Raw genomic sequence first — 9011 nt, forward strand, 5'->3', positions numbered from 1 at the left:
AACGTTCTGTGGGCTTTGCGTTTAAATTTTTCATTTACAAGCAAATGAATTTCTTTAAAAAAATATTCTCAAGCAATACAAAAGCAGATGCCACTGCCGATACCATCCCTTTAAGTGATGGGGGCATAGCTGCTGTGCGGCAGTTGGAAATAAAAAGCCGTAAATTAACCAACCACTTGTTTACGGGCGAGTACCACTCTGCTTTTAAAGGAACAGGGATGGTTTTTAAAGAAGTAAAGGAATATACTGCAGGGGATGATGTACGATTTATTGACTGGAACGTGAGTGCTAGGATGGGCAGTGCATACAGCAAGGTTTTTGAAGAAGAAAGGGAACTGTCGGTTTATTTATTGATTGATGCCAGTGCCAGCAACTTGTTTGGCACACAACAACAAAGCAAAAAGGAACTGATTACAGAAATAGCCGCAGTGCTTGCGTTTAGTGCTGCCAACAATAACGACAAAGCAGCTTTACTTTTTTGTACCAACACGGTTGAAAAATATATACCTCCCAAGAAAGGCAGGCAGCATGTATTGTATATGATTAGGGAACTGATCAACTTTAAACCAAAAGGCGTAAAGACCGACTTGGTAAAAGCATTGCAATATATGAACAATGCCAGCAGGCACAAAAGCATTGTATTTATTTTGAGCGATTTTGCCGATGATGGCTACGAAAAGGCATTGCGGGTAACCGCCAAAAAGCATGATGTAATTGGCATACAGGTTTATGACAAGGCCGATTATGTATTCCCTAAAATGGGCTTGCTGCAAATTACGGATGCAGAAACCGGGACTGCCAGTTGGATAGACACCAACGACAAGCAAACAAGGGCATCCTGGGATATGCAACACCGTGTCATTATAGAAGGTGCTAGGGAAAGCTTTAAAAAAGCAGGTGCCGATTTGCTGCAAGTAGCCACAGGCGAGGATTATGTAAAATTATTGCAACAATTTTTTATCAAGAGGGCATGAGGGAAGTCAGTGGTCAGTCGTCAGTGGTCAGTTGTCAGTCGCAAGTTGGCAGGAGTTGGACGTCAGTAACGCTTAAGTTTACTGGTGTTGAACGGAAGTTGTCGCAAGTAGGCCACTACCAGTACAAGGATTATGCTGCTATGGCTAAGGGTTTACCCCCCTTTAGGGGATGGTGGTGGTGCTGTGGCTTTCTTTTTTTATTCCTTAGCTTTTCTTCCATTGCCCAAAAAGCATCTGTTACCGTAAGCCGAGACAAAATAAGGCTAGGAGAAACTTTTGAGCTAAAGCTATCCATAGACCCCACAAGCAACGCTCCTTTGTTGATAGACAAGTGGTTTGATGTGCCTGATACTTTTACCCATTTTCAGGTAGTGAAGCGGCAAACTATAGATACTATAGACATAGCCTCTACCAAAAGCTACAAGCAAATCATCACCCTTACTTCCTTCGACACTGGTACATATCCACTGCCCGTTTTTTCCATTTTGCTCACCAGCCAAAAAAAGCTCGGAACTCAACCTTTGCCAATTACAGTGATACCTGTGGATGTAAGCCATCTAAAAGATTACAATGATATTAAAGATATTATTGAACCTGAACCTGAGCAAAAGTTTGATACGGTAAAGTGGCTTTTGGTTGCAGTAGGCGTATTATTGCTGGTTAGCATGTATTTTTTTATCAGGAAACAAATGGCAAAACCACAAAGCCGCAAGCCTTCGCCTGCTAAAGACTTTACCATTGAAACAGCCTTGAAAGAATTGGATGCCCTGCAACCGCTTATACAATCGGAGGAATATGAACTGTTTTTTATCCGCCTTGCCGACATCTGCAAAAGTTTCACGGCCTACCAATTTCAAGTACAAGCAAGGAGCAAAACAACGGTAGAATATGTTGTATTGCTCCGAAAAAGTGTTCCAGATGGCAATCTTCTTCAACATTATGCCCAATTGCTGCAAGTTGCAGACAAGGTAAAGTTTGCTAGGAAACAGCCGAGTGCCGCCGAGTGTGGGGAAAGCCTGGCCGAAGCAAAAAAATTGCTTGCCAGCATCTATTCGTTTCATCGTAAACCTGCCAACAATGCTGTATAACTGGTGGCAACATAATGATTTTGCATACCCTTGGGTATTGCCTTTGTTATCGGCAATACCATATTTAATATACTTTCAATTAATGACTAAGGGCAAGCAAGCTGGCTCGTTTACCGTTACTACCACCCATTTTTTCCGTCCTTCGCTCAATTGGAAGTTGCAGTTGCGCCATTTGCCCTTTGTGCTTAGGTGCATGGCACTTGTGAGCCTAATTGTGGCACTAGCAAGGCCGCAGGAAAAATTTACCGAGCAGCAAACCACAGGCGAGGGTATAGATATTATACTTTGCTTTGACATTAGCGGCAGCATGACTGGGCAAGACTTTAAGCCCAACCGCCTTGAAGCAGCCAAGGCCATAGCAACTGATTTTGTGCAAAACCGCCCCGGCGATAGGATTGGTATTGTTATTTTCAGCAGCCAGAGTTTTACACTATGCCCAATTACCACCGATCATCAAACTGTGCTATCGCAAATAAATAATATTCAAAATGGTTATTTAACAGAAGATGGCACGGCCATTGGCTCTGGCCTAGCAACTAGTGTAGATAGGCTGAAAGACAGCAAATCAGCTACTAAAATAGTAGTATTGCTAACAGATGGCGTAGATTTTGGCGGCGTGATACCGCCCGACATTGCCGAGAAACTGGCCAAAACTTACAACATAAAGGTATATTGCATAGGCATTGGCAGCAACCAAGACATGGGCACACAGGAAAAAGATGCTTCTGGCAATACCATCCCTAGCCAAAAGTTAAGTTTCAACGACAACCTGCTAAAAACCATAAGCAGAGAAACAGGAGGCCAATACTTTGCCGCCACAGACCAAGAAAGCCTTGAAAAAAGCTATGCCACCATTAGCCAGCTAGAAAAAAGCAAGATAGAAACCACTACCTACAACCACTACACTGAGTCGTTTTTACCTTTTGTTTTGTTTGGGCTATGCTGCATTGTATTGGAATTTATATTGAGGCTTAGTGTGTTTAAGAATTTTCCCTAAGCAGCAATTAATGAACCCCAACTAGAGCGGGACTAGAGCCCTTGCTGTTTGAAGTTGCTTATGTAAAGACAAAATATTAACACACGCCTCTTCCTAAACAACGTACACTTATTTTACTAATACGGTCACTGATTTACATCTGCACGCTAATCCTTTTTATTGTAACCTTGTTTTAGGATGGGATACCTATAAATAAATGTATTTGCCAGCTTTTTTTCGCTGAAAAAGCAAGATCAATAAACGAATCCTAAATGTGTGAAAAATGTAATTTATTGAAAGAGTTGTGTAACAGCCAACCCATGGCAAGCTGTGAACTTTGCATAGTATTTATCCATTCACATACAACTTAATTTTTTGGATTATGGCTAGTTTATTTGCAAACAGAGTAGCAGTGGTAACCGGGGCTGGCTCAGGTATAGGGCAGGCAACGGCATTGGCTTATGCAGCAGGCGGCGCAAAAGTAATTGTGTCGGATATAAAAGAGAACGACACAGTAGCCAAGATAAAAGCAAATGGTGGCGAAGCCACATTTATAAAAACAGACGTGAGCAAAGCTGCCGAATGTGAGCATTTGGTAAAACAAACCATTGACATCTACGGCAAAATAGATATTGCCTTCAACAACGCTGGGATACTTGGCGAAACAAACCAACTAGCAGAGATGAGCCTGGCTGGTTTTGAGAAAGTAATTTCTGTAAACCTAAATGGCGTATTCTACTGCATGAAATATGAAATAGATGCTATGCTGAAACAAGGTGGAGGCGTTATTGTAAACACAGCTTCTATATTAGGCGCAGTAGGTTTTATGTCTTTTAGCGGCTATGTGGCTGCCAAACATGGGGTGGTGGGGCTTACCCAAAATGCAGCCATGGAATATTCTAAAAAAGGGATAAGGATTAATTGTGTTGCCCCGGGTTTTATTAATACGCCGTTGCTGAATGATATTGACAAGGCAGGCAAAGAGGCTTTGGAACTAAAGCACCCTATTGGAAGGCTTGGCACATCAGAAGAGGTAGCTGCATTGGTTATTTGGCTTAGTTCCAGCCAAGCATCTTTTGCTACCGGCGGTTATTACCCAATAGATGGCGGGTATTTGACGGCGTAACTAGTAGTAAGTTATAAGTCGTAAGTAGTAAGTTATAAGTTGTAAGCCATTGGTCTCAATTCCTAATTCTTAATTCCTAATTCACAATTATTATGGACACATTAACAACAGAAAACCTTACTGGTATAAACAGGGAAGGCAATTACGCTAACACACCACTGAAATACTTAGCAGCATCTTCCATTATTGGGGATGATGTAAAAAATGCAGAGGGTGAAGGCATGGGTGAAATTAAAGACATCATGATAGATATTGCTGCTGGCAAAATAGACTATGCAATCATAGAATTTGGTGGGTTCCTTGGCATAGGGTCGAAATTTTTTGCCATCCCTTTTGGCTTATTGAGTGTAGATGCAGTAGAAAAATCGTTCGTTTTTAAACAAAGCAAAGAAACTCTTGAGAATGCCCCAGGGTTCGATCAGGATCATTGGCCAGATACTAACAGTCATTGGGAAAGGGTATATAACTACTGGAATTTTGTAGGGTACTGAATTGAAGAGTGGATTTCAAATCTTCGCTTTGCCACTCGCCTTTGTTCTTGCTCCCTCTCCTTTCGGAGAGGGCTGGGGTGAGGTCGGGGTTGGGGTTGGGGTGAAGTTACTATATACCACTACCCGGGTTGAATATACGCATCAATAAAAATAAGCAAATGACTACAACACAAATAGTACTTGCCTCTAGGCCCCTTGGTATGCCAACCTTGGATAATTTTAAGTTTGCCGAAATGGAATTGCCAGTAGTTGGGGATGGTGAGGTAATGCTAGAAAGCATGTATTATTCAATAGACCCATATATGCGTGGACGGATGAACGATGAAAAATCGTACACGCCCCCTTTTCAAGTGGGCAAGCCAATAACAGGCACAATTGTGGCCAGTGTGGCCGAAAGCCAGTCGCCTTTTTATAAAAAAGGCGATGTGGTAGTGGGGATGTTGCCATGGCAAAAGAAAATGATAGCACCTGAAGATGATTTGCAGAAAATAAATGTGGCTATTGCCCCACCCAGCTATTTTTTAGGCTTGCTAGGTATAACTGGGTTGACGGCTTATTTTGGGTTGTTAGATATAGGCAAGCCCCAAATGGGCGAAACAGTAGTTATATCGGGTGCGGCAGGTGCCGTGGGCATAGTGGCAGGGCAAATAGCTAAGTTATTGGGCTGCAGGGTAGTGGGTATTGCAGGGTCCGACAAAAAAATTAAATTATTAAAGGATGAGTTTGGCTTCGATGACGGCATCAATTACAAAACTTCTCCCGACATGGCAAAAGCCATAGCCGTTGCCTGCCCGGATGGGGTAGATGTTTATTTTGACAATGTAGGCGGTGCCATATCCGATGCAGTGATAAGCCATATCAATTTTTATGCACGCATTGTATTGTGCGGGCAAATTGCATTGTACAACAGCACCAAAGTACCCACCGGCCCCCGCATACAGCCAATGCTGCTTACCCGCAGCGTATTGATGCAGGGCTTTATTGTGAGCAATTACAAAAGCCAGTTCCCGGAAGCCATACAGAAATTGGAGCAGTGGCTATCGGAAGGGAAATTGAAAGGCACAGAAACCATGCTGCGTGGTTTTGATGCACTACCCAAGGCATTGATTGGCTTGTTTAGTGGCAATAACACAGGAAAAATGATTGTGGAAGCATAAGGATGTGCATCCGCATTTGATTATACATTACGATTGAGATGCCAGTTTACAAACGGGAGGAAATTCCGCCTCCTGTTTTTCTTTTTATTATTACAAAATCTTATAGCAATCGGCAGTTTCCCAAGCACCACACCAATTTCTTTTTTATGCCACTCCAAATACAACTTTTCTGGCTTTTTATTTTGGCAATACCTATTGCTTGTATTGCATGGACTGTAACCCATGAGGAAGTATTCAGGGAACCGAGGGAGTATTGTTCAGGGCGGTACAAAACAGGCAAAACCATGCTGGAGCGCAAGTTTTTTTACCTGTTTACCTGCGAGTACTGCTTTAGCCACTATGTAGCTGTTTTCTTCCTTTGTTTAACGGGGTATCAATTATTATTACACAGCTGGCGGGGCTACTTGATAGCGGGTTTCTCTCTGGTTTGGGTGGCAAATGTATATATGAGCTTGTTTGGGCTGCTAAGGCAGGATATAGTTAAAGAAAAACAAGAAATTAAAATGATGGATGAAAAGACAGATATAATATAGTCATGCTTCCCTGCCAAATCTTACGGACAAATGCCCAATAAAATCATATAAATCATTTAATCAGCGGTTTAATACTACAATATGAAAGATATAAAAAGAATACTGGTAGCAATAGACAATGAGCCTAGTGGCGAAAAAGTTTTTACAGCCGCTATGCAAATAGTGCCAAGGCTACATGCAGAAGTAGCGATAGTTAGCGTTACAGAATTTGACGATATAATTGGCGAAGCCAGGAGCGAAGCAGCAGTTGTGAGCGAAACAAGCTCGTCAGACTCTACGGTAACAGACACCATTAGGGCAAATATTGTGAAAAGGCACCAACATTTAATTGACGTGCTCGGCAACAACTATGCGGTAACTACTTTTATAGAAGAAGGGGTGCCTTACGAAGCCATTTTGAAAGTAGCTAGCGAGTGGGGTGCAGATTTGATAGTGATGGGTACACATGGCAGGCAAGGCTTGGAGCATTTATTTATGGGCAGCGTGGCCGAAAAAGTAGTGAGGCACTCAACCATACCAATGCTCATTATACCTACCAAGCCATTATTTTAAATCAATTACCATGAAATTAAATTGGGTACTGCTCATCATTTTTGGGGTTGCAGCTATTGCATTGATTGTTTTTTTGATAAAGCGAAACATAAAAGACGAAAAAAAATTTGAAAAGCAAGCCAACAACAATTACCCCATTGAAAATAACAAGAAAGACAGCATGGGCTCCGATGAAATGATGGAGTAAGTATATTTAAATTCCCGAAAGTTCAAACTTCCCGTAAGTTTTTGCAAATGTGTGAATAATGCAATATAAACCAATAGTTGTGTAATAGTTGCATAGCTAACTCAAACCACCTTTACATCGTAACAAATCATTTACAAAGTCAATCAATACATCATGGCAGTTACTGCAACAACACCACCCGATAGTACAAAGGCATCGTCCAACGACCTGAAAAAGAAAGTGGAAGATTATAAAAAACATACTCAATCAATGGATGAACTCACAAAGCAATACACCAACTGGAACTCAATTGTTCAGCAAGAAAGCTATCGTGCCCCAAAGATTGTTTTTTAAAATCATCAAACCAAAGAATGAAAAACAGGAAACAACAGGTAGCAACTCACCAAATCCAAATATATGCACATCTGTTTTTTTACCACATAGGCACTTAGCCACATAGTTTAAAAAGGCGCTTCACTTGGATAAGGTCACATAGCCTTGCACAACAGCAAATTTTTTCCTATGAAATGAAGCCTATGTTGGCCTATCTTGCCTTAATGCCTTTTATGCTGTTCAAATCTATATGCCTATTTTGCCTATGTGGTGATTTCTGGCAAATGTGGAAAAACCTGCTTAAGATTGGTGAATAGTGGGCTAAGTATTGCCCATACAAATGCTGTAAAAATTAAAGAATATATACAAATTACTGCATTAGAAACACTGGAAACATTACCATAAAATTGGGTGCATAAAAGTCTCCCTACAAGCAGCTGGTGTTTAGCTAAAAACAACCATTTAATATAAAAAATTACTGCTATTCGTGGATTCGTGTCAAATTGGTTGTATAGGAGTTTTTCTTTTTTTATTAAAAAATCAATCTAGCGCAACCTCACCCCCTCCCGAAAGACCCTAACAATGTATCTAAAGAAAAGGTAATAAGAACAGGACAAGGGGGCAATATTTAAACATTTTTATACTATCTATTTTGTCTGGTTTTTTATTAAAATAATTTCAGGTTTACCATTTTTCGGGCTTTTTTGCTCCTTTGTCTTTTTTCAAAAATCGCTTTTGCTCAGTTAAACTATTGATTATCAACAATATCTACAATTTTTTGTGAGTGTTTCGTGCGTGTTTTGTGCGTACTTTTTGAGTGATTTGTGCGTATTTTGTGAGTGGTTTGTGAGAAAAACTGAGTGATTTATGGGTGATTAATGCAACACCAAATTTTTGCAGTACAACTATTTTAATATTAGTAAAAAAAGAACTACGATTTAGCTTGCGTTGTTTTGTATCCATGCTTTAAGCTAAATGTTGCACGAAGATAAACTAAATATATTAGTATTTTGAAAAAGTTATTATTGGGTTATTGATAATGAACCCTCTAAATATTATAAGTTCTTGCGCTGTCTGGGTTTTATGAAGACGCAAATCAGAGATTTGCAAACGCTGCGACGTAGTCAGGAGAGGTAACTATATACCTGTTAGACCAAACATATTAAGAAAAAAAGCAACCTATTTTTTAGAGGTTGCTTTTTTTGTGTCCTTTACTTTCTCCTTTGGTTTAGGATTACCTTTTACAGAAGCCGCCATTATATTATGGAATAGGTTTGATGCTTCTTTAGGTTGTTTCTTTTCTGTATTATCCATGATTATAAATTTTCTCCAAAAAAATCTTCTTTCAATATTGAATCTGGCCTGCCATCAAGCCCTTTTACAGGAAAGAAATCCCCAGATATTTTCGTACAGTCATTATCATGAGCGAAGAGGCACTCTGCCCCACTTGTCTTTGAAATAGCTACTATTAAAGCATCATATTTCAATTGTGTTTTTGTAATCCCCAAAGATTGATAATTCTCTTTTTTGCCATAATGATAGTTGAGTATTTCTGCAAGCAAAAGCCCTGCTTTTTGGTCAAATACCCCTATCCTAAATGTTTTTCTAATTTCAT

General features: G+C 40.3%; 12 protein-coding genes. 10 read left to right on the forward strand and 2 right to left on the reverse strand.

Going from position 1 to position 9011, the window contains the following annotated elements; genetic code table 11:
- Positions 1 to 44: 44 nt before the first annotated feature.
- The 10 genes from ACHFIY_RS17550 (at position 45) to ACHFIY_RS17595 (ending at position 7417) form a co-directional block, all read left to right on the forward strand.
- Entirely contained in the window at positions 45 to 974 is a 930-nt protein-coding gene (locus ACHFIY_RS17550) for a DUF58 domain-containing protein (protein ID WP_410847425.1), read from the forward strand.
- Positions 971 to 2062, forward strand: coding sequence for a BatD family protein (locus ACHFIY_RS17555; RefSeq protein ID WP_410847426.1), 1092 nt, complete (start codon positions 971 to 973; stop codon positions 2060 to 2062). Before ACHFIY_RS17550 ends, ACHFIY_RS17555 begins: the two co-directional genes overlap by 4 nt.
- Entirely contained in the window at positions 2013 to 3059 is a 1047-nt protein-coding gene (locus tag ACHFIY_RS17560) for a vWA domain-containing protein (RefSeq protein ID WP_410847427.1), read from the forward strand. The genes ACHFIY_RS17555 and ACHFIY_RS17560 overlap by 50 nt, the downstream gene beginning before the upstream one ends.
- Positions 3060 to 3420: 361 nt before the next feature.
- Positions 3421 to 4164 carry an SDR family oxidoreductase gene (locus tag ACHFIY_RS17565; RefSeq protein ID WP_410847428.1) on the forward strand — a complete coding sequence of 248 codons (744 nt, stop codon included), beginning with the start codon at positions 3421 to 3423 and terminating at the stop codon, positions 4162 to 4164.
- Positions 4165 to 4256: 92 nt separating this feature from the next.
- Positions 4257 to 4655 carry a PRC-barrel domain-containing protein gene (locus ACHFIY_RS17570; RefSeq protein ID WP_410847429.1) on the forward strand — a complete coding sequence of 133 codons (399 nt, stop codon included), beginning with the start codon at positions 4257 to 4259 and terminating at the stop codon, positions 4653 to 4655.
- 158 nt (positions 4656 to 4813) lie between these two features.
- Positions 4814 to 5812: an NADP-dependent oxidoreductase gene (locus ACHFIY_RS17575; RefSeq protein ID WP_410847430.1), complete on the forward strand. Its 999-nt coding sequence runs from the start codon at positions 4814 to 4816 to the stop codon at positions 5810 to 5812.
- 146 nt (positions 5813 to 5958) lie between these two features.
- A complete protein-coding gene (locus ACHFIY_RS17580) occupies positions 5959 to 6345 on the forward strand; it encodes a hypothetical protein (RefSeq protein ID WP_410847431.1) in 387 nt (128 codons plus the stop codon).
- 81 nt (positions 6346 to 6426) lie between these two features.
- Positions 6427 to 6897: a universal stress protein gene (locus ACHFIY_RS17585; protein WP_410847432.1), complete on the forward strand. Its 471-nt coding sequence runs from the start codon at positions 6427 to 6429 to the stop codon at positions 6895 to 6897.
- Between the two features lie 10 nt (positions 6898 to 6907).
- Positions 6908 to 7084: a hypothetical protein gene (locus tag ACHFIY_RS17590; RefSeq protein ID WP_410847433.1), complete on the forward strand. Its 177-nt coding sequence runs from the start codon at positions 6908 to 6910 to the stop codon at positions 7082 to 7084.
- 153 nt (positions 7085 to 7237) lie between these two features.
- Positions 7238 to 7417 carry a hypothetical protein gene (locus ACHFIY_RS17595; protein ID WP_410847434.1) on the forward strand — a complete coding sequence of 60 codons (180 nt, stop codon included), beginning with the start codon at positions 7238 to 7240 and terminating at the stop codon, positions 7415 to 7417.
- 1158 nt (positions 7418 to 8575) lie between these two features.
- Here ACHFIY_RS17595 and ACHFIY_RS17600 read toward each other — a convergent pair.
- Positions 8576 to 8710: a hypothetical protein gene (locus ACHFIY_RS17600; protein ID WP_410847435.1), complete on the reverse strand. Its 135-nt coding sequence runs from the start codon at positions 8708 to 8710 to the stop codon at positions 8576 to 8578.
- Positions 8711 to 8712: 2 nt separating this feature from the next.
- Positions 8713 to 9011: hypothetical protein (locus tag ACHFIY_RS17605; RefSeq protein WP_410847436.1), on the reverse strand; the 299-nt coding region annotated here is incomplete at its 5' end.

The sequence above is a fragment of the Parasediminibacterium schistidii genome (assembly GCF_046546515.1).
Taxonomy (GTDB): domain Bacteria; phylum Bacteroidota; class Bacteroidia; order Chitinophagales; family Chitinophagaceae; genus Parasediminibacterium.

What these genes read in the sequence shown, in the direction of transcription:
- ACHFIY_RS17580 (WP_410847431.1), top strand. Translation starts at nt 5,959, where the DNA reads ATGCCACTCCAAATACAACTTTTCTGGCTTTTTATTTTGGCAATACCT.
- ACHFIY_RS17575 (WP_410847430.1), top strand. Translation starts at nt 4,814, where the DNA reads ATGACTACAACACAAATAGTACTTGCCTCTAGGCCCCTTGGTATGCCA.
- ACHFIY_RS17590 (WP_410847433.1), top strand. Translation starts at nt 6,908, where the DNA reads ATGAAATTAAATTGGGTACTGCTCATCATTTTTGGGGTTGCAGCTATT.
- ACHFIY_RS17595 (WP_410847434.1), top strand. Translation starts at nt 7,238, where the DNA reads ATGGCAGTTACTGCAACAACACCACCCGATAGTACAAAGGCATCGTCC.
- ACHFIY_RS17600 (WP_410847435.1), bottom strand. Translation starts at nt 8,710, where the DNA reads ATGGATAATACAGAAAAGAAACAACCTAAAGAAGCATCAAACCTATTC.
- ACHFIY_RS17565 (WP_410847428.1), top strand. Translation starts at nt 3,421, where the DNA reads ATGGCTAGTTTATTTGCAAACAGAGTAGCAGTGGTAACCGGGGCTGGC.
- ACHFIY_RS17550 (WP_410847425.1), top strand. Translation starts at nt 45, where the DNA reads ATGAATTTCTTTAAAAAAATATTCTCAAGCAATACAAAAGCAGATGCC.
- ACHFIY_RS17555 (WP_410847426.1), top strand. Translation starts at nt 971, where the DNA reads ATGAGGGAAGTCAGTGGTCAGTCGTCAGTGGTCAGTTGTCAGTCGCAA.
- ACHFIY_RS17570 (WP_410847429.1), top strand. Translation starts at nt 4,257, where the DNA reads ATGGACACATTAACAACAGAAAACCTTACTGGTATAAACAGGGAAGGC.
- ACHFIY_RS17585 (WP_410847432.1), top strand. Translation starts at nt 6,427, where the DNA reads ATGAAAGATATAAAAAGAATACTGGTAGCAATAGACAATGAGCCTAGT.